18 protein-coding genes and 3 tRNA genes are annotated in these 21,761 nt (G+C 56.4%); 15 read left to right on the top strand and 6 right to left on the bottom strand.

All coding sequences use genetic code 11. The annotated features are described in order from the left end of the window. Positions 1-34: 34 nt before the first annotated feature. Both AC13DD_RS06685 and AC13DD_RS06680 read right to left on the bottom strand, forming a co-directional pair. Positions 35-547, bottom strand: coding sequence for a DNA polymerase III subunit chi (locus AC13DD_RS06685; RefSeq protein ID WP_053114924.1), 513 nt, complete (start codon positions 545-547; stop codon positions 35-37). Then, positions 534-2,027 (bottom strand): leucyl aminopeptidase, encoded by a 1,494-nt coding sequence (locus AC13DD_RS06680; RefSeq protein WP_014576747.1) that lies wholly within the window; start codon positions 2,025-2,027, stop codon positions 534-536. Before AC13DD_RS06680 ends, AC13DD_RS06685 begins: the two co-directional genes overlap by 14 nt. Positions 2,028-2,269: 242 nt before the next feature. Here AC13DD_RS06680 and lptF point away from each other — a divergent pair, with 242 nt between their 5' ends. Together lptF and lptG are read left to right on the top strand one after the other, a co-directional pair. Continuing rightward, positions 2,270-3,379, top strand: coding sequence for an LPS export ABC transporter permease LptF (gene lptF / locus AC13DD_RS06675; protein WP_008172817.1), 1,110 nt, complete (start codon positions 2,270-2,272; stop codon positions 3,377-3,379). Next, entirely contained in the window at positions 3,366-4,427 is a 1,062-nt protein-coding gene (lptG, locus tag AC13DD_RS06670; protein WP_053115564.1) for an LPS export ABC transporter permease LptG, read from the top strand. Before lptF ends, lptG begins: the two co-directional genes overlap by 14 nt. Positions 4,428-4,456: 29 nt before the next feature. On the opposite strand, the gene AC13DD_RS06665 is transcribed toward lptG, so the two are convergent. Next, a complete protein-coding gene (locus tag AC13DD_RS06665; RefSeq protein WP_008172814.1) occupies positions 4,457-4,996 on the bottom strand; it encodes an RDD family protein in 540 nt (179 codons plus the stop codon). 141 nt (positions 4,997-5,137) lie between these two features. Between AC13DD_RS06665 and alaS the strand changes: the two genes are divergently transcribed. From alaS to AC13DD_RS06625, 8 genes are all read left to right on the top strand, one after another. Beyond that, positions 5,138-7,768, top strand: a complete 2,631-nt coding sequence (gene alaS / locus AC13DD_RS06660) for an alanine--tRNA ligase (RefSeq protein WP_482931008.1) — start codon at positions 5,138-5,140, stop codon at positions 7,766-7,768. 105 nt (positions 7,769-7,873) lie between these two features. Further along, positions 7,874-9,112, top strand: coding sequence for an aspartate kinase (locus tag AC13DD_RS06655; RefSeq protein ID WP_014576751.1), 1,239 nt, complete (start codon positions 7,874-7,876; stop codon positions 9,110-9,112). Between the two features lie 189 nt (positions 9,113-9,301). After that, complete coding sequence (csrA, locus tag AC13DD_RS06650; protein WP_008172808.1) at positions 9,302-9,499, top strand: carbon storage regulator CsrA; 198 nt, start codon at positions 9,302-9,304, stop codon at positions 9,497-9,499. A gap of 126 nt (positions 9,500-9,625) precedes the next feature. Further along, positions 9,626-9,715 (top strand) — tRNA-Ser (locus AC13DD_RS06645). Positions 9,716-9,779: 64 nt separating this feature from the next. Continuing rightward, positions 9,780-9,856: transfer RNA gene (locus AC13DD_RS06640), tRNA-Arg, on the top strand. Positions 9,857-9,881: 25 nt separating this feature from the next. Further along, positions 9,882-9,958, top strand: a tRNA-Arg gene (locus tag AC13DD_RS06635). Positions 9,959-10,322: 364 nt separating this feature from the next. Continuing rightward, complete coding sequence (locus AC13DD_RS06630; RefSeq protein WP_053114925.1) at positions 10,323-10,514, top strand: SPOR domain-containing protein; 192 nt, start codon at positions 10,323-10,325, stop codon at positions 10,512-10,514. 37 nt (positions 10,515-10,551) lie between these two features. After that, positions 10,552-11,061 (top strand): BCAM0308 family protein, encoded by a 510-nt coding sequence (locus AC13DD_RS06625; RefSeq protein WP_053114926.1) that lies wholly within the window; start codon positions 10,552-10,554, stop codon positions 11,059-11,061. Positions 11,062-11,077: 16 nt separating this feature from the next. On the opposite strand, the gene AC13DD_RS06620 is transcribed toward AC13DD_RS06625, so the two are convergent. Beyond that, the gene (locus tag AC13DD_RS06620; protein WP_053114927.1) at positions 11,078-12,934 is read right to left on the bottom strand and encodes a HAMP domain-containing methyl-accepting chemotaxis protein; all 1,857 of its coding nucleotides are present in this window, start codon (positions 12,932-12,934) and stop codon (positions 11,078-11,080) included. Between the two features lie 726 nt (positions 12,935-13,660). On the opposite strand from AC13DD_RS06620, the gene AC13DD_RS06615 reads away from it, so the two are divergent. Continuing rightward, entirely contained in the window at positions 13,661-15,274 is a 1,614-nt protein-coding gene (locus tag AC13DD_RS06615; RefSeq protein ID WP_217646348.1) for a choice-of-anchor F family protein, read from the top strand. An 85-nt stretch (positions 15,275-15,359) separates the two neighbouring features. On the opposite strand, the gene AC13DD_RS06610 is transcribed toward AC13DD_RS06615, so the two are convergent. Together AC13DD_RS06610 and AC13DD_RS06605 are read right to left on the bottom strand one after the other, a co-directional pair. Continuing rightward, positions 15,360-15,776 carry a hypothetical protein gene (locus tag AC13DD_RS06610; protein ID WP_053114929.1) on the bottom strand — a complete coding sequence of 139 codons (417 nt, stop codon included), beginning with the start codon at positions 15,774-15,776 and terminating at the stop codon, positions 15,360-15,362. Between the two features lie 133 nt (positions 15,777-15,909). Next, on the bottom strand, positions 15,910-16,446 hold the full coding sequence (locus AC13DD_RS06605; protein WP_008172128.1) for a DUF2058 domain-containing protein: 537 nt from the start codon (positions 16,444-16,446) through the stop codon (positions 15,910-15,912). Between the two features lie 106 nt (positions 16,447-16,552). On the opposite strand from AC13DD_RS06605, the gene dbpA reads away from it, so the two are divergent. The 4 genes from dbpA (at position 16,553) to AC13DD_RS06585 (ending at position 21,578) form a co-directional block, all read left to right on the top strand. Beyond that, positions 16,553-17,926, top strand: coding sequence for an ATP-dependent RNA helicase DbpA (gene dbpA, locus AC13DD_RS06600; RefSeq protein ID WP_008172127.1), 1,374 nt, complete (start codon positions 16,553-16,555; stop codon positions 17,924-17,926). 223 nt (positions 17,927-18,149) lie between these two features. After that, positions 18,150-18,401: an OadG family protein gene (locus AC13DD_RS06595; protein WP_008172126.1), complete on the top strand. Its 252-nt coding sequence runs from the start codon at positions 18,150-18,152 to the stop codon at positions 18,399-18,401. A gap of 41 nt (positions 18,402-18,442) precedes the next feature. After that, on the top strand, positions 18,443-20,230 hold the full coding sequence (gene oadA / locus AC13DD_RS06590) for a sodium-extruding oxaloacetate decarboxylase subunit alpha (protein ID WP_053114930.1): 1,788 nt from the start codon (positions 18,443-18,445) through the stop codon (positions 20,228-20,230). Between the two features lie 13 nt (positions 20,231-20,243). Beyond that, on the top strand, positions 20,244-21,578 hold the full coding sequence (locus AC13DD_RS06585; protein WP_053114931.1) for a sodium ion-translocating decarboxylase subunit beta: 1,335 nt from the start codon (positions 20,244-20,246) through the stop codon (positions 21,576-21,578). Positions 21,579-21,761: the final 183 nt, after the last annotated feature.

Genomic DNA, 21,761 nt, shown 5'->3' with positions numbered 1-21,761 from the left:
ACGATTATACATGGTCGCCCTGTTTGCGGCGAACCTAACGCTTCCTCTGATCATGCACCCGGGGTTCAATCCCCAGTGCCCGCAATTGCTTGAAGTGTGACCGCGCCTGATTAAGAACATTCGGGTCGTTATGGGCAACCAGGGCCAGTCGCTTGAACCGGTCGGCATCCGCCGGCAAGGTTGCGGAGAGAATGATCACGGTGTCCCAATCCTCTGGCGCCGGCGGGCAAAGCAGAATGCCAACGGGGTCGGAGCAGGTTGTGGCGGAGTCCGGAACAACGCTATGGGGGATGAATGCGTCCGGGCTGAAGTTCCAGAGCAGGTCGTCCAGCTCATCTGCGTGTTGCATGGTATCGCACACGACGCACACGCGGTCGCCCTGCTGCCAGGCTTTGTCCACGAGTTTTGCAGCGTGGAGATTGCGTGCGGCGGGCGTGTTCTGGGCAAGGATGTGAAACCAGTAGCGCTGGTTCCGGTCTTCCTGTCCGGAGTGGCCGGCAGCCGGGCTGCCGGTCTCCGAAGAGCTGGAGGGCTTACTTTCCTGCATGGGACATCAGGTAGTCGACCAGCATGGGCACCGGGCGACCGGATGAGCCCTTGGCTTTGCCGGAGTGCCAGGCGGTGCCGGCGATGTCCAGGTGCGCCCAGCGATAGTCCTTGGCAAAGCGGGAAAGGAAACAGGCCGCTGTTATGGTCCCTGCAGGGCGGCCACCGATGTTGGCCATGTCGGCAAAGTTGCTGTCGAGCTGGCTCTGGTATTCGTCCCAGAGCGGCAGGCGCCATGCCCGGTCACCGGCACGCTCGCCGGCGGCAAGAAGCTCGTTGGCAAGTTCATCGTTGTTGGCCAGCAGGCCGGTGGCGTGATTGCCAAGTGCAATGATGCAGGCGCCGGTCAGGGTCGCCAGATCGATGACGGCGGCCGGGTCAAACTTCTTCACGTAGGTGAGGGCATCGCACAATACCAGGCGCCCCTCGGCGTCGGTGTTGAGGATTTCAACAGTCATGCCGGAGAGCGTGGTCACGATGTCGCCAGGGCGGGAAGCGCCGCCATCCGGCATGTTCTCTGCTGCGGCAATCACAGCCACCACGTTGATCTTGGGTTGGGTTTCGGCGAGCACTTTCATGGCGCCGAAGACACTGGCGGAGCCGCCCATGTCGTACTTCATTTCATCCATGCCCTCGCCGGGCTTGAGGCTGATACCGCCGGTGTCGAAGGTGATACCTTTGCCCACAAGTACGTGGGGCTTGTCCTTGGCCTTGCCACCACGGTATTCCATCACGATCAGTCGCGGCGGTTGGGTGCTGCCTTTGCCCACGGCCAGGATGGTGTTCATGCCCATCTTTTCCATCTGCTTTTCGTCAAGCACTTCGGTCTTGATGCAGTCGTAATCCTTGGCCAGCTTCTTGGCTTGCTGAGCCAGCCATTCCGGGTGGCAGATGTTGGGCGGCGTGTTGCCCAGATCCCGGGTGAGATTCATACCACGGCCGGTGGCCAGGCCGAGGTTGAAGGCATCCTTGAGGGCCTTGCCGGCACTGGAGGCATGCACAATAGCTTTGTTGAGCTTCCGGGCGGCGGGTTTTTCGCTCTTGAAGTCGCTGAAGGTGTAAAGCTGATCTTCAAGGGTCCGGCCAATCAGGCTGAGACGGGCTGCTTCAGAACTCACAGCTTCTTCGCCGGTTACAGGGGTATCTGCGAGGGCGATGGCGACGCTTTTGGACGGACCGTCCTTGAGCGCGGTCATCATCGCGATCAACGCTTTACGGTAGTTGGCGGGGCTGCGATCTTCATCCTTGCCAGTACCAACCACAAGCAGGCGAGTCCAGGGCTGATCGGTCAGGGGAATGGTCAGCGTCGTGGCATTCTTGCCGGACAGGTCACCGGCCTTCTGGAGTGTCTTGATCATCCCGCCCAGAGCCTCATCGGCCTGATTCGTCGAATCGGGCCAGGTGCCTTTCTCAGGCAAGCCAACTACGAGACAGTCTGCTTTGGTGCTGGCGATGGCTTTACTGCTCAGGCTGAAATTCATGGCAACTCCTGTTGATTGTTCACGAGGCTCCCGCCGGCGGCGGGAATCGTTCTTGATTGTGATCTAGTCTAGCATTGGGGCTTGCGGGGAAATTATCAAGCGATTGGCGCCGCTTCCGTGCCTGTGTGTGCCTTCATGCCGGTGTAATGCCGCTACTCTGTCATTCGGCACCAAGGTTACATAGAATACGCGCAGTTCCCAGCGACCTCCACGTTTCAGCGGATACCGCCAGAGAGACCGATTTGAGCATCATTTTCCGTTACCTCATACGCCAGATCATGATCAGCATGGTTGCCGTTTCGGGCATCCTGCTGCTGGTGTTCATGAGTGGCCGTTTCCTGAAATATCTCGACAGTGCGGCCCAGGGCAGCATTTCGGCCGGTGTGCTGCTGGAGATCATGGCCTTTCGGTTTCCGGGTTTTCTTGAGCTGATTCTGCCCCTCGGGCTGTTCATCGGTATCCTGCTCGCCTATGGGCGTATGTATCTCGAAAGCGAAATGACGGTCCTGTCCGCCTGTGGGGTGAGTGACAAGGCACTGTTGGGAAAAACGCTTCTGGGCAGTCTGCCAGTGATGATCATTGTCGGTGCCATGAGTCTTTACGTGTCGCCCTGGGGAATGAATCAGGTTCAGGAAATTCTGAACGAACAACGAAAGGCAACCGAGTTTGAAATGCTTGCGCCCGGGCGCTTCCAGGATTTTTCCTCTGGCGGACGGGTGACCTATACCGAGGCTTTGAGTGAAGACAAGCGCCAGTTGCAGGGCGTTTTTATCGCCGAGTACGCGCCGGACGGGCGTGGCCTGACGATCATAACCGCAGATTCCGGCTCCCAGCTGATCGATCCGGAAACCGGCAGCCGTTTTCTCATTCTGGAAAACGGCGGTCGCTTTGAGGGCGCCGCGGGCCAGCTGAATTACAATGTGATCGATTTCGAAGCCTACGGTCTGAAGATTGAGGGCGGCGAGGCTGGCACCAAGCAGCGGGAAGAGGGCGCCAGTACCTGGAGCCTGATGCAGTCAGACCGCCTGGAAGATCGTGCGTTGCTGCACTGGCGTTTTTCGCTGCCGCTCATCGTGCCAATTGTGACGTTGCTGGCAGTGAGGCTGAGCCGCGTGAATCCACGCCAGGGCCGGTTCTTTCATCTGTTACCGGCAATGCTTGTCTACATTACTTATCTCGGGCTGCTCATTGTCGCCCGGGACTGGCTGGCGGCCGGCAAGGTCCCGGAATGGCTGGGCATGCTCTGGGTCCACGCGTTGTTCCTCGGCTTCGGGCTATGGCTTCAGTTCGGCCCAGCGTGGTTGTACCGCCGGCGCCTGATTCGGGATGGGGGTGCTCGTGCGCAAGATTGACGGGTATGTAATGCGCACGGTTGGCGGTGCGATGTTCCTCGTGATGATGGTGGTGTTGTCCCTTGATCTCATTTTTGCGTTCATCGCCGAACTGGATGACATCCGCAACAACTACCAGATCCAGGACGCACTCTGGTATGTCTTTCTGACCCTGCCAAGACGAATCTACGATTATCTGCCGCTGGGTGCCTTCATGGGCTGCCTGGTGGGCCTGGGTTCTATGGCCAGTTCCTCGGAGTTGACGGTTGTACGGGCTGCCGGCGTATCGCTCAAGCGTATTGTCTGGTCCGCAATGAAGCCGGCGCTGGTTATCGTGGTTATGGGTGTATTGATAGGCGAATATCTGGCTCCGCCTGCCGAGCGCGTGGCCCAGAGTTACAAGGCGGTGGCATTGGGCGCCGGTAGCAACGTGGCGTCGGCTTCGGGGGTCTGGCACAAGGAAGGGGATTCATACATCCATCTGAATGCCGTGCAACCGAATGGCGTCCTGCATGGAGTGTCGCGTTTCCAGTTTGATGATGATCGGCAGCTGCTGGCCGCAAGTTTTGCGGAGCGAGCGATTTATCAGGGCGACCACTGGTTGCTGGAGAATGTTCGCACCACGAGCTTCGAGGATGATCGGACAGTACGCGTTGACGACCGGACCCTGCGCTGGGAAACCGGCCTCTCGCCCGGCGTTCTCAGCGTGTTGATCGTGAAGCCTGAGAATCTTTCGATGACCGGACTCTACACATACGCCACCTATCTTGGCGAGCAAAGCCTCAACGCCTCCCGCTATTGGCTGGCGTTCTGGAAGAAGGCGCTCATGCCTCTGGGAACGGCGGTCATGGTGCTGGTGGCAATATCCTTCATCTTTGGGCCGTTGCGCTCGGTAACCATGGGATTCCGGGTGTTTACCGGGCTGTTGGTGGGGCTTCTGTTCAAATATATGCAGGATTTTCTTGGGCCAATGAGCCTTGTATACGGGTTCAACCCAATGCTTGCGGTGCTGGTGCCCATCGCGGTAAGCGCCGTGGCTGGTGGCATCCTGATGCGGCGGGCTGGTTGACCAGCCCTGCTATCCCACCGGCTAAACCATTACTTTTTGGTCGCTTCTTTGGGTATGGATACAACCACGCTGTCAGAGAGGCGGTCGGTAATGGACAGACCATTGATCGGATAGAACAGCGCAACAATAGCCGGGATGCCCAGAAACAGGGTGGCAGCTCCGAGGTAGTAGCTGCCCAGAAGTGTCAGGAAGATCACAGCCGCCGCCGTCACGTAACGCCTGAGCGCCTTGCTCCAGCTCACCGAAGTACCATCAATGTTTTCAATTCGAATCCGCCAGACCTGCATCCCCAGGGTCTGGCCAATGCGCGTCCAGAAATAGGCAAAGAACAGGTAAAGGATCAGGAACAACGTGAACGTCAGCCCCGGGTCCCCGGAAAGCTGGCCTGCCTCGGCCATCTGTTCGTACCTGTCCCAGCCGGTGATCCAGCCAGCCACCATGGTGTATCCCCAGGTAGCGACAAGCAGCACGGCAATGCTGATCAAACCGTCGTAAATAATGGCAAGGGCACGTTTGAGGGCGGTGGCTGGTGGGAATAGTTCCTCGGCGTCATGGAAGCGTCGGGGCATGGAATCTCCTGTGATGTTTCACGTTTTTCCTGTTCTCGGCGTGTGCTAGAGTAGCGGATTTGCACAAGCATGTAAGTATCCGTATTCAATCGCGGACCGGGCGGCATTTCCGCCGGGTTTCTGGAAAGGTATCAAAGGGCTATGAAAACCGCAGAGTTGCGACAGGCATTCCTCGATTATTTCAAGCAGCAAGGTCACACCATTGTTCCAAGTAGTTCGCTGGTACCTGCGGACGACCCCACATTGTTGTTTACGAATGCGGGAATGAACCAGTTCAAGGACCTGTTCCTGGGTCGTGAAGAGCGCGACTACACCCGGGCAACCTCGTCCCAGAAATGTGTCCGCGCTGGCGGCAAGCACAACGACCTCGAAAACGTCGGTTACACCGCCCGTCACCACACCTTCTTCGAGATGCTGGGCAACTTCAGCTTCGGTGATTACTTCAAGCGGGAAGCCATCAACTACGCCTGGACATTCCTGACCGGCGAGAACTGGCTGAACCTGCCTCAGGAGAAACTCTGGGTTACCGTTTACGCGGAAGACGACGAAGCCTTCGACATCTGGAACAAGGAAATCGGCGTGCCGGCAGACCGTATCGTCCGTATCGGCGATAACAAAGGCGGCCGTTACGCCTCAGACAACTTCTGGCAGATGGGGGACACCGGTCCCTGCGGTCCCTGCACCGAAATCTTCTACGATCACGGCCCGGATGTTGCTGGTGGTCCCCCCGGATCACCGGAAGAGGACGGTGACCGCTACATCGAAATCTGGAACGTGGTGTTCATGCAGTACAACCGCACCGCTGACGGTGAGATGTTGAAGCTGCCCAAGCCGTCTGTTGACACTGGCATGGGTCTGGAGCGCATCACGGCGGTTCTGCAGGGTGTTCACAGCAACTATGAAATTGATCTGTTCCAGGATTTGCTGGCAGCCGCCTCACAGATTCTGGGCGGTGCCGCAACCACGGAAGCATCTTTGCGTGTGGTCGCGGACCACATCCGTTCCTGCGCCTTCCTGATCGCGGACGGCGTCATGCCCTCAAACGAGGGGCGCGGTTTTGTGCTGCGCCGTATCATTCGCCGCGCGGCACGCCATGGCAACAAGCTGGGTGCAACCGGGCCGTTTTTCTACAAACTCACCGGTGCACTGTGCGAGCTGATGGGCGAGGCCTTCCCGCAGCTGGTCAGCAGCCGCAAACAGATTGAAAAGGTTCTGCTGCAGGAAGAGGAGCAGTTTGCCAAGACGTTGGACAAGGGTTTGCGTCTGCTTGAGCAGGACATTGCCGAACTCAAGGGTACCGAGATTCCGGGTGAGACAATCTTCACGCTTTATGACACCTATGGTTTCCCTGTCGACCTGACCAACGACATCGCTCGCGAACGAGGCCTGACGCTGGATTACGAAGGTTATGAGAAGGCGATGGAAGGTCAGCGCGAGCGCGCCCGGGCAGCCAGCAAATTCGGGATCGACTACAACGCCGCGGGCCTGCAGCTTGAGGGCAAGACCGAGTTCACCGGTTACGATCACATTGACGGCCACGAGAAAATCCGTGCAGTCATCGTGAACGGCGAGGAAAAGACCGCCGAAGCCGGTGATGAGGCCGTTGTGGTGCTCGAGCGCACGCCGTTCTATGCCGAGTCTGGTGGCCAGGTCGGCGATACTGGTCTGCTGACCTGGAGCGGCGGCCGGTTCAAGGTAACGGACACCCGAAAGGAAGGGGATAACCACCTGCACCTTGGCACCCTGATCGAGGGCGAGCTGTTTCCGGGGCTGGAAGTCGATGCGCGGATTGATCACGCCCGTCGCGAGCGAACCAAGCGTAACCACTCCGCTACGCACCTACTGCACGCGGCCCTTCGCAAGGTACTGGGTGAGCACGTTAGCCAGAAAGGTTCACTGGTGGACCCGGATAAACTGCGTTTCGATTTCTCCCATTTCGAGGCCGTTACTCCGGAGCAGCTTCGCGAGATTGAGCGCCAGGTGAACGAGCAGATCCTGGAAAACAGCCCGGTCCAGACCGAAATTACCGACATGGAAAAGGCCCAGGAAAAGGGTGCCATGGCGCTGTTCGGGGAAAAGTACGGTGATGTGGTTCGGGTACTCAGCATGGGTACCGACAATTACTCCGTTGAACTGTGTGGTGGTACGCACGTTTCCCGTACCGGGGACATTGGTCTTTTCCGTATTACCTCTGAAAGTGGCATATCATCCGGCGTCCGTCGTATCGAAGCCGTTACCGGCATGGGCGCGCTGGACTGGATCGACGGCACCGAGCGTACCCTTCGCGAGGCGGCCCGTCTGGTGAAAGGCTCCCGCGAGTCGGTCATTGAAAAGGTCCAGCAGACGATTGACCGCAACCGTCAGCTTGAGAAGGAAGTGGACGCGCTGAAGGCAAAACTTGCTTCCTCGGCCGGTACCGATCTGGCCAGTACCGCTGTCGACGTCGGCGGGCTCAAGGTGGTGGCTTCCGAGTTGGAAGGTGCTGACCGCAAGGCCCTGATGGAAACGGCCGATCAGCTGAAGAACAAGCTAGGCGAGGGCGTTGTGGTTCTGGCCAGCGTGGAAGATGGCAAGGTGACTCTGGTTGCCGGTGTTACAAAATCGGCCACGGGCCGGATCAAGGCCGGGGACCTCATGAAGCATCTGGCCGCCCAGGTCGATGGCAAGGGCGGGGGGCGACCCGACATGGCTCAGGGTGGTGGCAACGATCCATCCAAGCTGGAGGATGCCCTGGCGGGTGTTGCCGGCTGGGTCGAGAAAAATATCGCTTAAGCAACTGTTTTTGTCGGCGGGCTGGGGTTTATAATCCCGCCCGTTTCTTCTAAGTGGCGGAGTGTCACTCCGCTGTGAGTCCCCGTTTCGGATATTGGGAAAATAATGGCTCTGTTGGTTCAGAAATTTGGTGGCACATCGGTTGGAACAACCGAGCGTATTGAAGCGGTAGCCGAGAAGGTGAGCCGTTTTCGGAAGGAAGGTCATGATGTTGTTGTCGTGGTTTCCGCCATGAGCGGTGAAACCAACCGGCTGATCGCCCTGGCCAACAACATCATGGAGGAGCCGACACCGCGTGAGATGGATGTGCTGGTATCCACTGGTGAGCAGGTAACCATTGCGCTCCTGTCCATGGCGCTGCAGAAGCTCGGTTGTGAAGCGCGGTCCTACACCGGTTCACAGGTGCGCATCCTGACCGACAGCAGCCATACCAAGGCGCGGATCAAACAGATCGATGAGCAGCGTATGCGCGAAGATCTGGATGCTGGTCGAGTGGTTGTGGTTGCCGGATTCCAGGGCATAGACGAGAGTGGAAACATCACTACGCTCGGGCGTGGCGGCTCCGATACCACAGCGGTGGCTCTGGCGGCAGCGCTCAGGGCAGACGAGTGCCAGATCTATACTGACGTTGACGGTGTCTATACAACCGACCCAAGGGTTGTCGACACTGCGCGCAGGCTTGAACGGATTACGTTCGAGGAAATGCTTGAAATGGCGAGTCTGGGTTCGAAAGTGCTCCAGATCCGCTCGGTAGAATTTGCAGGTAAATACAACGTTCCATTAAGGGTTCTTTCCAGCTTCCAGGAAGGCGAGGGCACCCTGATTACTCTTGAGGATGAAAACGCCATGGAACAACCGGTTGTTTCCGGCATCGCTTTTAACCGTGATGAAGCCAAACTGACCATTGCCGGCGTACCGGATACCCCGGGCAGCGCGCTGCGCATTCTGAAGCCGGTGAGTGACGCCAATATCGAAGTGGATATGATCGTGCAGAACGTGGGTGAGGATAACCGCACAGCCTTCACGTTCACCGTCCATCGCAATGATTTCAAGCGTGCGAAAGAAGTGCTTCAGCGTGTTGCTGACGAACTGGGCGCTCGTGAAGTGGCCGGCGACAGCAAGATTGCCAAAGTCAGCATCGTGGGTGTCGGTATGCGTTCTCACGCTGGTGTGGCCACTCAGATGTTCGAGGCGCTGTCCAACGAGGGAATCAATATCCAGATGATCTCCACATCAGAAATCAAGATTTCCGTGGTGATCGACGAGAAATACCTTGAGCTTGCGGTTCGCGCACTTCACAGTGCATTTGAACTGGACAAGCCCGCGGTATCGGAAGAGGCCTGAAAACCGCAGATAAAAGGTCGGTCTGCGGGGCCTCCGAAAAAAGGGCATCATATACTGAGCCTATGACAAACGTGCACCGTATAAGGGAATGTGCGTCTACAGATCAGTAAGTGATCCCACTATAAAAGCAATAAATAGATCAAAAAACCATTTATCGGAACAGGTAGCTCTGGATAGGGAGTAAGGGATATGTTGATTTTGACTCGCCGCGTGGGCGAAACTCTGATGGTCGGCGACGATATCACCGTCACCGTCCTGGGAGTGAAAGGCAATCAGGTGCGCATTGGCGTCAATGCCCCGAAAGAAGTCGCGGTACACCGTGAAGAAATCTACCAGCGGATTCAGTCGGAAAAAGGCTCTGAAGAGCCCGAGCCCGGCAACAGCTGAGAGACAGAAAGCCGTTCAAGGGAAACCTGAACGGCTTTTTTGATGGTGTGGGGAAACGGGCCCGAAAAATCTCGTGTCAACCCTATGAAAACAGAAAAATTATGGTAGTATACGCCCCGTTCTCAAGGAGAGGTGGGTGAGTGGCTGAAACCAGTTCCCTGCTAAGGAACCGTACGAGCAATCGTACCGAGGGTTCGAATCCCTCCCTCTCCGCCATTTCCTTTTTTGAGGAAAGCGAGACAGGTTGAAGTAGCACTCAACCAAAGCAAGTGATCAATGTGCGGCTGTAGCTCAGCTGGATAGAGTACCTGGCTACGAACCAGGCGGTCGGAGGTTCGAATCCTCCCAGCCGCGCCATCGATCAACCTGCCACAAGTTTTAAGCGGCTGTAGCTCAGCTGGATAGAGTACCTGGCTACGAACCAGGCGGTCGGAGGTTCGAATCCTCCCAGCCGCGCCATATTAAGATCAAGACGCCTCAGTTTGTGAACCTCACAGGCTGAGGCGTTTTGCTTTGTATAGCTGGGAGGATTTGAACCGATAAGAGGTTCGACCGAAACCCACGCAGTGGGTTGAGGAACGCCGGAGCAATGCGACGGCGACCCCGAAGGGGTGAGGGCCAAAGGCCCGAATAATCCTCCCAGCCGTGCCAAATAAAGTCCAAAGCGCCTCAGTTTGTGCACCCCACAGGCTGGGGCGTTTTGCTTTAGCCTTCCAGTCTTGCTCTCCGTCAATTTCCGGTTGATCAATATTTGCACAGCTCCACCCTCCCTGCCTATTCGTTCAGATGTAAGGAAATCGAAATCAAACAGGAGGTTTCACTCATGAGCAAAACAGTAAACGGCGCCTATCGGGATCGCGACCAGGCCAAGAATACCTGGGATGACTTGATTGCGACCGGCATTCCCCGGGATAACATCTACATCGACGAAGACGCCAAGCTGGTCAAGGTCATCGTGCCTGCAGAGACCGAACGTGAGGTCAGGGAAATTTTTGACCGTCACGGGCTGCAATGAACGACCAGATTCCGTCATCAGGGAAAGGAGTGAGGGCATGAGCGGCAAAGACAGTGTTGCAGCTGGCCACGGACGGGATGACCGGCTTCTCAAAGAAGAGATTCACGATCCATACGTAGCCAGATCCAAGCCCAAGGAGCCAGCGATATGCTCCGAGTGCGGTGCAGCTTTCCATAAAGGGCGCTGGCAGTGGGCAACGCCACCCGCAGGCGAGCTTAACGAGCTTATGTGTCCGGCTTGTGAGCGAATCCGGGATAATATGCCAGCTGGAATACTGACTCTCTCCGGGGGCTTTCTGGGTAAGCATCGAGATGCAATCCTGAAACTCATCCACAACAAGGTCGAGGAAGAAAAGCTCGAGCACCCGATGAAACGTCTTATGAGTGTGGAAGACGGTCCAGAGGGAGAGCTGGTGGTGAAATTCACCGATCTGCATCTACCCCGGGGCACCGGGGAGGCTATTGAGCGAGCGTACGACGGTAATCTGGACATCCAGTACACCAAGGAATCGAACCTCGTTCGGGTGTACTGGAATCGGGATGATTAGGCAGCAGGCTGTTCAATTACAGCCTGAAACGTGAAACAAGGTTCTGCAGGTCGCTGCCCAGCCTTGCCAGTTCGCTGCTCGAGCTGGCGGTCTGGTTCGATGAGGCGGCGGACTGATCCGTAACATCCCGAATGCTGGTAATGTTCTGGTTGATTTCCTCGGCCACCGAAGTCTGTTGTTCGGAAGCTGTGGCAATCTGACTGTTGTACTGTTTGATCTCCTCTACAGCACGGGCAATGCGCTCAATGGTCGTTCCGGTTGCCGTGGCACGTTCAAGGGTGTTCGAGGCCATGGTGGTGCTGGACTCCATCGCGGACACCGAGTCACCGGCGCTGTTCTGAAGTGACGTTACCAGAGTCTCGATTTCCTGGGCCGATGATTGTGTCCGCTGTGCGAGAGAGCGCACCTCGTCGGCCACCACGGCAAAGCCGCGACCCTGCTCACCAGCCCGCGCTGCCTCGATAGCGGCGTTCAGCGCCAGCAGGTTGGTCTGCTCGGCGACGGATTTGATCACATCCAGAACGGTGCCGATGTTCGCGGTTTCTTTCTGGAGTCCCTGGATGGTCTCCATGCTCTGGCTGACTTCCCGTGCCAGATTGTTGACCTGATCTACGGTCGCGCGGACTTCCCGCTCACCGTCGCTGGCCTGGCTGGCCGCATCGGCGGCCACGGAAAAGGCCTGTTCGGCGCTGCGGGCGATCTCACCAACGGTTGCGGTCATTTCGTTCATGGCGGTAGCAACCTGATCGGTTTCCTGCTTCTGACGATTGATGCCATCGCTGGTCTGGCTGGTAACAGTTGAGAGTTCTTCTGCCGAGGCTGCAATATTGGAGGCCCCCGACTCAATACTTCTTACCAATTCCCGGAGGCTGGTCACCATGGTAGCCAGGGCAGCCATCAGTCGTCCGATCTCGTTGGTACCGCTGGCCTTGATATCCACGGTCAGGTTGCCAGAAGCCACCTCGGAGGCGATGCTCACTGCCTGGTTAACAGGGGAGACGATGGCGCGGGTAATGAGTAGGGCCATCAGGATGCCAAGAATAAGGGCGATACCGGTCGCGCCGAAGATCAACCAGGAAGCCTGCTCACGATCAGCCTCCATTTTCTCAGTCTGAAGTGCCCGAAGGTTATTTGCCGATTCGATGGCACTGCGAGCTGTGCTGACCATATCATCCGACAGCTGTTTTCCGGAGTTGGTGAGATCCACGACCGTTTGAAATTCATTGACATAGGTCTTCAGCGCAGCATTGATCTGGTCTTTTTCCTCGGTCGTGATCGCCGCTGATTTCAGCGGGCCCTGGACTCTTTTCGCATCATCGAGATAAGCCTTGACGCTGGCGTCATCATGTTCGATCAGGAACTTGCGTTCAGAGCGACGCATATCCTCGAAAATGGCTGAAGCGAAGAACAGAGAGCTGTGGGCCTTCAAAGAAGATCCGAAGATGCGGGCACTGGTTTCAAGGCGCTCGAGCGCTGCCTCCCGTTCACCAATGTTGGTTTCAACCTCGCCCATGAGCCGCTGGTATTGTTTTACGTCTGCCTGGATCTGGCCCAAGGTTTCAATATCCTTGGCGACTGCGAGCAGCGGCTTGATCTCATTGGTCAGCTCCAGAACCCGGTCGCCCTGGGCCTGAGTCCGGGCAACAGCCTGCGCCTCACCGGTCAGCAGAAAGTTCTTCTCCTCAACCCGGGCTTCGGTCAGGTTGGTGTTTACCTGCCCGAGCATGGCAACAATGTTCGAACGTTGGCCATAGCTCTCCAGGGCCCGATCACCTACCAATCCCACTACGATGGTCAGCAGCAGGAGAACCGCAAAGCCGCCAGCCAATCTGGTCCGGATGGTCATGTTGGTGAGGAAGCTCGAGACTGTCATGGTTTTCCTTACTTGCTTGAGGGCAGCATCAAAGCGTGGTTTTGCCTCATTTTTAGCGCGAGGCAGCAAACGAAATTGATACACCGAGGAAATTTGGAATCTTTTATTTGCAGCTATTAAGGCCGCTTTTATCAAAAGAATCCAGAGGCATACCGTAACAGATAGTTTCTGGACGAGTTTATTTGATACGGAAATGCAGCAATTCTCCGAAATATAAAATCATTAAGCAGTGAGCCTACAAGGACTCGAAGGTGAACACTGCCTGATTGGTATTCAGGTCTGCTCGGCTTTGAGGGTGCGACAAAAAGTCACACCTATCGATTCGGTGGCTAGACAGGAACGACTGGCTGCAACTGCGAGCGGTGTAATGGAGTTTTCTTTCACAGGTAATTGTCTTGAGATTCCTGTTCGTGGGCGCCTCATGGCTGGGTATACGGCCGATCGCGATGTTGCAGCTTTGCGCTTCTGGCAAAAGCATGAGAACTGTTCGTGCTAGATTGTTCTACTAGTTGTAACTAAAAAGCATTTGCTTATCGGTTTTTGTGCTTTACGATTGTGAATGAACGGTAATCTTGAACTGCTCTATGTTTTGGATTTTCTGAACTGCATTAGGGAAAGCATTATGACTACTAAAAAAATGATTTTGCGAGACATCGACTTGCTAGCGCCGTGTTTTGTTCCATGATTGGCCTGCCGTGTGTGGCTGTTGCGGCAACGATGGAGGGAGTGAACGAAGAAAACCTTGCGGTTCCACCGGTTGAAGGTAAAACCTTGGTGTATACCGATACAGAGGGAACTGCCAGCTTTGGGTGGCTCGATCCGGTTAACGATTTTGGCAATGTAGGGTTGGGGATCAAGGTCTATAACGAGCCGTTCACCGCCCAGCAGACATACGATTTTGCCGGTTGCCTGATGGCTCAGCCCGATCGTGCCCCCGGCGACAACTGTACAGCCCCGCCTGATTCCGGAAAGCGTTTCAAGCTTAAAACAACCGAAACCAATGGTCCCATCGACATTGTTGTCGATGTGTCAGCCGATGATTCGGTAAGTCTCTATCGGGTGATTGGCAAGTTTTCCAATCTTACCGACGCCTCCAATTCGGTTGGCGGTGATTTGAATGCGATCCGTTTCGAGCTCGGTTTTGGGGTTGGAAGCGAGTTTATGCGTTCATCTGTTGGTGATGGTCTGGGTTTCGGCTTTGCAGATGGCGCTAAACTGAGTATCGGGCCTGTTGGTAAGTACCCCGGCGGCCTTTTCGGCGGTAGTAAAGTTGAGGGATTGCCTTTCTTCAGCACCGAGGTTGCTCCATTTACTGAATCGCTTGCTACGGCTGATGATGGAGATGTGCTTGAAACCAATGGCACCATTGCCACGCAGTACAGTTCTTTGTTTGGTGATTGGCGGACGCTGAGCGAAACGCCCACGGGATGGTTTATTGATCACGATGGTAATCCGGCCAACGACTCGATCCTTCTGGCTTATAACGCCGGAACGGCTTCCGCGCCGGATTGGCAGACTTATGAAAAAGTCTTTAGTACGACAGTTGAGGTAGATGCCGATGGCGACAATACGGTAGATACTCTCGCTGATCGATGGGATCCCAACAGCATTAACTTCGACCCGAGCGTAGCCGACGATGTAGGGCCAATTGTGGATACCTTGGGTGAGGGGGATGCCCAAGATACTGTACCTGATGCAATTTCATTGAATCAGTCTTCTGCTGCTGGCCTGTATGTTGCCGATTACAACAATACGGGCGAGGGTTTCAAAGTCCTGATCGATGGCGAGGCTGTAGCCATTGATGCCTTCGCCGAGTGGGCTAATCAACCTCCGAAAGTGCTCAATACTTCAGACGGCTCCCTCTACGCTACATGGAGGTCTGATGAGGGTGAGGATGGGTTGTATGAGTTGGCAGACGGTTCGTTCGAAACTGTTGAGGCTGTAAACGCGACGATTCTGGCTGATGAAGCGGCATATGAACGCGTTGCCGGTTATGTTCAAGGCCCGATTGAAGATCTCGCCAACGTCAATATCAACCCCACAATTTCAGTGGGCGCGGCTGCCAATTGGCCAACCTGTACCGGTGATGGTGTGAGTACGACTTGTAGCTTCACGTTCAGGGTTACCGGTCTGAATGGTGCAGTTGATGATCCGATGATTCCAGATACTCCGGTTGAACCCGAGCCTGAAGAGCCCACTGCAGCGTCCAGTAGTGGCGGCGGTACCATCTTTGGTTGCACCGCAGGCAAACCAGGTGCTCCGTTCGATCCGGTTCTGCCGGGCCTGGTGCTGATGGCGATGGGCGGCTTGTGGGCGCGTAAGCGTCTACGCAATGCCTGAATAATCTCGAGGTAAAAGGCGCAAATAAAAATCGGGGCTGACAATCAGCCCCGATTTTTTTGTGGCCCTGAACAGCAATGTCCGACTACTGGCTGTTTGAGCCTTTCATCTTATACTGCTGGTTCTTGCCGTTACCGCCACCCCCGGCGCCCTGTCCATTTTGCTGGCCCATACCCTGGCCGTTTTTCTGCCCCATACCCTGGCCCATGCCTTGGCCTTTACCCATGCCTTTTCCGGAACCCTGTCCCATGCCGTTCCTGAGCTCAACGCCACGCTCTCTGGCTCGTTCCATCATCCGTTCATGGTGGAGCTGGCGGTACTTCGCACGCTCGGCGTCGGTGTTCAGGTTGCGCATGGTTTCCCGGTGCTGTTGCAGCTCTTGCTGGGTCATCAGTTCCCGTCCGAAAACCTGGTCGTCCGATTGGGCGGCAACCGGCATACTGGCCAAAGACGCCAGTAACGTGGCGCCAGCAATCAAGCTCAATGATTTTTTCAGTCTCATAGTTAATCCCCTTCGTTCTATGGATATAACTAAAGTATAGGTCAAGTCAGAAGTTTTGGGGTTATGAGTAGTACCTATGTATTTCCCGGGTGCATGTAGGACCAAAAGGGTGGATCTGCGGTTGATTAGTGCGTTACCACATCAGATCATCAGGGATTTCGTAGCCTGCGTAAGGATCATCCTCACCTGCATCGTCCTGTTTGCGATCATGAAGTACCACCACGGCGCTCTCATCCCGCTCCATGATTTTTCGGGCAACACCTTCCGCCACAATCTCGTAGTTATCGTTCACGAAAACAATTGCCAGGCGGCCGCGGGATAGCTGATCGACCATAGTGTCGTCTACGAAGAGCTTCTTGATCTTCTTGTCATGAACAAACTGATAGGAGGTTTCGCCGCGGCTCCGGTCCAGCCGGTTGGTTTCTACCAGTTGCCGGATCTGGGCCTGGATGGCTTTCTTTTCGGCAGCGCGCTGACGCTCCAGGTTGAGTTGGCGATCCCGCTCTGCTTTTTCCTCACGGGCCTGACGTGCACGGGTCTCGGCCTCGTTAACTTCCACAGCACCCTTGGGTTGCTGCTTTCTTTTCTTCCGTTTTTCGCTGCGAATGGCCTTGGCTTTTTTCTCGTCGGCAAGGCCGGCCTTCAGCAATTGATCCTGCAGGGATGCCATCAGTAACTCCGTTCTTTCGTTGCATATTCTGGTATCATTTCGGCCTAGTATACGCCCTCATTATTGCCTTCATAACCAGCTTCCGCTGAATCCGGGATTTTCTTCTATGTCTTCTTTTAACGACTTTGGCCTGTCTACCGCCATGTGCTCGAACCTTAACCAGCTGGGGTTTGCCCAACCCACGGAGATTCAGGCGAAGGCCATTGCGCCGGGGCTGGCGGGAAAAGACATCATTGCCATGGCCAAAACCGGTAGCGGAAAAACGGCGGCGTTTGGCATCAGCCTGGTTGAGCGGCTCAATCCCCGACTGTTCGCGGTTCAGGCGCTCGTGCTGTGCCCGACCCGTGAGCTGGCAGACCAGGTCGCCAAAGCTATCCGTGAGTTGGCGCGGGCCCGGGACAATATCAAGGTGCTGACTCTGTGTGGTGGTGTTGCCATCGGCCCCCAGATCGGGTCCCTGAGCCATGGCGCTCATATTGTTGTGGGTACCCCGGGCAGGATTCAGGACCACCTGCGCAAGCAGACCCTCTCGCTGGCGCGGCTTAAAACCGTGGTGCTTGATGAGGCGGACCGAATGCTGGATATGGGTTTTCAGGAAGCGATGGAAGACATCCTGTCCCAGACTCCGCCATCACGCCAGACCATGATGTTTTCGGCGACCTGGCCGGCGCCCATCCGTGAATTGAGCAAGCAGTACCAGAAAAGCCCGGTAGACGTTCGGGCCGAGGAAGCCGGTGACAACCCGGACATTGAAGAGCTGTTCTACGAAGTGTCGCCACATTCCAAATCGGATGCCATCGTAGCGCTGCTTTCCGAGCGTCAGCCCGAGTCCTGCATCGTTTTCTGCACCACCAAACAGCAGTGTGACGACATGGCGGCGGAACTTGGTGAGCGGGGTTTCTCTGCGCTGCCTTTGCATGGCGATCTGGAGCAACGGGATCGAGACAGCGTGCTCGTGCGGTTTGGCAATCAGAGCTGCTCCATCCTGGTTGCCACCGACGTGGCTGCCCGTGGCCTCGACATAAAGTCTCTGCCCCTGGTTATCAACGCCGAGCCCGCGCGGGATCCCGAAGTGCATACCCATCGGATCGGGCGCACCGGCCGGGCAGGGGAGCGGGGTCATGCTGTTACCTTCTGCACGCCGGCCCAGGGGCACAAGATTACCCGCATCGAGTCCGAAAGAGGCCGCAGCGTGACATGGGGAGACACAGAGAAACTCCTGGCGACGCCGCTGAAACCGGTCGTGCCCGCCATGAAGACCCTGTGCATTGCCGGTGGTCGCAAAGACAAGGTTCGTCCCGGCGATGTCCTGGGTGCCCTGACGGGCGAAGCAGGCCTGCCTGGCAAAGCTGTCGGCAAGATTGATCTGTTTGATCATCAGTGTTTTGTCGCGGTAGAGAAGTCGCTTGCAGCTAAGGCATTGGCCAGGCTCGAAAGTGGCAAGGTCAAGGGGCGGAAAATACGCGTTCGATATGCCTGAATGAGAATTGCTTCGTCTGTATAAATGCGTGTCTTTTCGGGCCGCGACGCTCGGAAACCCCGTATAGATTTTTGCATTCAGGTTGCCCGGGCACCCTGAAAACGGTAAATTACGCAGGATTTTGCCCCCCGAATTGTCGCGGAAGCGTGTTAGACCTTAGTCTAACTGGTCAGTCCGGGCACAGATCGGGAGAAATATAAATCAATACAGGTAGCTGTTCGATATGAATGACCTGATGTCACAAGCCGTCGATCTGATGATTGCCGGAATGGGGTTTGTATTCGTGTTCCTCATTATTCTGGTGTTCGCGACACTCCTCATGTCCAAGCTCATAGGACGGTTTGCGCCGCCAGAGCCGGCAACCCCGGCCAAAACGCCACGTGCCAAGCCGAAGGCGCCCGCGTCGGTTGACCCTGACACCGCCGAGGCCATCAAGAAGGCGATTGCACAATTCCGGTCCCGCCACAAGAAGTGAACCGGTAAAAGACTAGAACCTTTAAACAGAAGGCTGACACGATGACTGACACAAAGAAACCGCTGGGGATTACGGACGTTATCCTGCGTGACGCCCACCAGTCCCTGCTTGCCACCCGTATGCGGCTGGATGACATGCTGCCAATTGCCGAGAAACTCGACAAGGTCGGTTTCTGGTCCCTGGAATCCTGGGGCGGCGCTACCTTTGATTCCTGCATTCGCTACCTGGGCGAAGATCCCTGGGAGCGCATCCGCGAGCTGAAAAAAGCCATGCCCAACACCCAGCAGCAGATGCTGCTGCGCGGTCAGAACCTGCTGGGCTATCGTCATTATGCGGATGATGTGGTGGACCGTTTCTGTGAACGTGCCGCTGAAAATGGCGTTGACGTATTCCGTATTTTCGATGCGATGAACGATCCCCGTAACCTGGATCGTGCCATTAAGGCCGTTCGCAAGACCGGCAAGCATGCCCAGGGCACCATTGCCTACACCACCAGCCCGGTGCACACCATCGAGATGTGGGTAGAGCTGGCGAAAGAAGTTGCCGACATGGGTGCGGACTCCATTGCGATCAAGGACATGGCCGGTATCCTCAAGCCGTACGTGGCCTATGATCTGGTCAGCCGTCTGAAGAAAGAGCTGGATATTCCGATCCACATGCAGTGTCACGCCACCACCGGCATGTCGACCGCTACCGCCATCAAGGCTGCGGAGGCCGGTATCGATAACGTGGATACGGCCATTTCCTCCATGAGCATGACCTACGGTCACTCGCCCACAGAAGCCGTCGTTGCGATTCTGGAGGGCACTGACCGTGACACCGGCCTGGACCTCAACCTGCTGGAAGAAATCGCCAGCTACTTCCGCCAGGTGCGCAAGAAGTACGCGAAATTCGAAGGCAGCCTGCGTGGGACCGATTCCCGCATCCTGATTGCCCAGGTACCAGGTGGCATGCTCACCAACATGGAAAACCAGCTGCGTGAGCAGAACGCCAGCGACAAGTTTGATCAGGTTCTGGACGAGATTCCCAAGGTTCGCGAAGACCTGGGCTTCATCCCGCTGGTAACCCCGACGTCCCAGATCGTCGGTACCCAGGCGGTACTGAACGTTCTGACCGGCGAGCGCTACAAGTCCATCTCCAAAGAAACCTCTGCGATCCTGAAAGGCGAGTACGGTGCTGCACCGGCGCCGATGAACAAGGAACTGCAGGAGCGTGTTCTGGATGGCAAAGAGCCTGTGACCTGTCGTCCGGCGGATCTGCTTGAGCCGGAAATGGACAAGCTGACTGACGAACTCAAGAAGCTGGCCGACGAGAAGGGTATCAAACTGTCTGACAACGTTGAAGACGACGTTCTCACCTACGCGCTGTTCCCGCAGATCGGCCTGAAGTTCCTGGAAAACCGTGACAACCCGGATGCGTTCGAGCCGGTTCCGACCGCTGAAAGCGCTGCTCCGGCCGCGAAATCTGAAGGCCCTGAGACCTACACCGTTGAAGTGAATGGCAAGAAGTTTGTGGTTGCCGTTTCCGAAGGTGGCGAGATCAGCCAGATCCAGGGCGAGGGCGGTGCCGCTTCCGCACCGGCTGCTTCCTCGGCTCCGGCACCTGCAGCGGGTGAAGGCGAGCCTGTGGTTGCACCGCTGGGCGGCAACATCTTCAAGGTTCTGGTTTCTCCGGGTGACACCGTGGAAGAGGGCGATGTGATGATTATCCTCGAGGCCATGAAAATGGAAACCGAGGTTCGCGCGCCAAAAGCCGGCACAATCGGCGAAGTCTTCATCAAGGTCGGTGATGCCGTCTCCCCTGATGACGAAATGCTGACAATCGCATAAGGGCCAGCATTCCATGGATAAATTAATGACACTCTGGACAGGTAGTGGCCTGTTCAACATCGAGATCGGCCAGGTGATCATGATCGCCATCGGCCTCTTGCTTCTCTATCTTGCGATTAACAAGAAATTTGAGCCGTTGCTTCTGGTACCCATCGGGTTCGGCGGCATCCTGGCGAATATTCCGGAGGCAGGCCTTGCCCTGACTGCGGCGGAAAATGCCATCCATTTTGCCCTGAAGGAAGAGTCAACTCAGATTCTGGCTGCTCTGGCCGCACCTCTGGATGTGGCCTACCAGGTCGGGCAGGCGGTGACGCCAGAGTTGAAAGACGCCTTCAAGGTGGCCGTAAAAGAGGCCAGCTACTCCGAAATGGCGATGGCCAACTCCCTGGCCCAGGATTTCGGTTACGGCAATGGCATGCTCTATAACTTCTACTCCGTGATCATTGGCAGTACGGTTGGTCCGCTGTTGATCTTCATGGGTGTGGGCGCGATGACCGACTTCGGTCCGTTGCTGGCTAACCCCAAGACCCTGCTGCTGGGTGCCGCTGCCCAGTTCGGTATCTTCGGTACTGTCATTGGTGCTGCGCTGCTGGACTGGACCGGTGTTCTGGAGTTCAACATTCTGGAAGCCGCCGCTATCGGTATCATTGGTGGTGCAGATGGCCCGACTTCCATCTATGTCTCCAGTGTTCTGGCCCCGCACTTGCTGGGTGCCATTGCGGTCTCTGCCTACGCTTACATGGCACTGGTGCCGATGATCCAGCCGCCGATCATGAAAGCACTGACCTCCGCTGAAGAGCGCAAGATCAAGATGACGCAGCTGCGCCCTGTCAGCAAGCAGGAAAAGATCATTTTCCCGCTGGTGGTTCTGATTGCGGTCGTTCTGTTCCTGCCGGATGCAGCGCCGCTGCTGGGTATGTTCACCTTCGGTAACCTGATGCGTGAATGTGGCGTGGTCGAGCGTTTGAGCGACACGGCCCAGAACGCGCTGATTAACATCGTGACCATTTTCCTTGGCCTGTCCGTTGGTTCCAAACTGATGGCAGACAAGTTCCTGGACGCCCAGACCCTGGGTATCTTGGGCCTGGGTATCGTGGCCTTCGGTGTGGGTACTGCCTCGGGTGTTCTGATGGCGAAGCTGATGAACAAGCTGAGCAAAGAGCAGATCAACCCGCTGATCGGTTCTGCCGGTGTATCTGCGGTGCCGATGGCAGCGCGGGTCTCCAACAAGGTGGGCCTGGAAGCCAACCCGCAGAACTTCCTGCTGATGCACGCCATGGGCCCGAACGTGGCTGGCGTTATCGGCTCTGCGGTTGCTGCGGGTGTAATGATCAAGCTTCTTGGCTGATTTGTTCACCGCAGTACAAAAAACCCCGCCTCTGTGCGGGGTTTTTTTGGTGCGCCCGGCACGGGCGCACTCCTGGAGGTGCAAGTCCTCCCGTGAGCTGGCCACAGCGAACGAAGTGAAGCGCAACTGCGGAAGGGTGACCGACCGTGGGGAGGAAGCGTGGAGCGTAAACCGTGAGCCGAT

It is taken from the genome of Marinobacter sp. L-13 (assembly GCF_056857715.1).
Note: the sequence above shows the minus strand (reverse complement) of the source record. Positions and strands in the feature narration are given on the sequence as shown.

Excerpts from the sequence above, each read along its gene's own strand:
- AC13DD_RS06685 (WP_053114924.1), bottom strand. The coding sequence starts at position 547 with ATGCAGGAAAGTAAGCCCTCCAGCTCTTCGGAGACCGGCAGCCCGGCT.
- AC13DD_RS06680 (WP_014576747.1), bottom strand. The coding sequence starts at position 2,027 with ATGAATTTCAGCCTGAGCAGTAAAGCCATCGCCAGCACCAAAGCAGAC.
- AC13DD_RS06665 (WP_008172814.1), bottom strand. The coding sequence starts at position 4,996 with ATGCCCCGACGCTTCCATGACGCCGAGGAACTATTCCCACCAGCCACC.
- alaS (WP_482931008.1), top strand. The coding sequence starts at position 5,138 with ATGAAAACCGCAGAGTTGCGACAGGCATTCCTCGATTATTTCAAGCAG.
- AC13DD_RS06655 (WP_014576751.1), top strand. The coding sequence starts at position 7,874 with ATGGCTCTGTTGGTTCAGAAATTTGGTGGCACATCGGTTGGAACAACC.
- csrA (WP_008172808.1), top strand. The coding sequence starts at position 9,302 with ATGTTGATTTTGACTCGCCGCGTGGGCGAAACTCTGATGGTCGGCGAC.
- AC13DD_RS06630 (WP_053114925.1), top strand. The coding sequence starts at position 10,323 with ATGAGCAAAACAGTAAACGGCGCCTATCGGGATCGCGACCAGGCCAAG.
- AC13DD_RS06625 (WP_053114926.1), top strand. The coding sequence starts at position 10,552 with ATGAGCGGCAAAGACAGTGTTGCAGCTGGCCACGGACGGGATGACCGG.
- AC13DD_RS06620 (WP_053114927.1), bottom strand. The coding sequence starts at position 12,934 with ATGACAGTCTCGAGCTTCCTCACCAACATGACCATCCGGACCAGATTG.
- AC13DD_RS06610 (WP_053114929.1), bottom strand. The coding sequence starts at position 15,776 with ATGAGACTGAAAAAATCATTGAGCTTGATTGCTGGCGCCACGTTACTG.
- AC13DD_RS06605 (WP_008172128.1), bottom strand. The coding sequence starts at position 16,446 with ATGGCATCCCTGCAGGATCAATTGCTGAAGGCCGGCCTTGCCGACGAG.
- dbpA (WP_008172127.1), top strand. The coding sequence starts at position 16,553 with ATGTCTTCTTTTAACGACTTTGGCCTGTCTACCGCCATGTGCTCGAAC.
- AC13DD_RS06595 (WP_008172126.1), top strand. The coding sequence starts at position 18,150 with ATGAATGACCTGATGTCACAAGCCGTCGATCTGATGATTGCCGGAATG.
- oadA (WP_053114930.1), top strand. The coding sequence starts at position 18,443 with ATGACTGACACAAAGAAACCGCTGGGGATTACGGACGTTATCCTGCGT.
- AC13DD_RS06585 (WP_053114931.1), top strand. The coding sequence starts at position 20,244 with ATGGATAAATTAATGACACTCTGGACAGGTAGTGGCCTGTTCAACATC.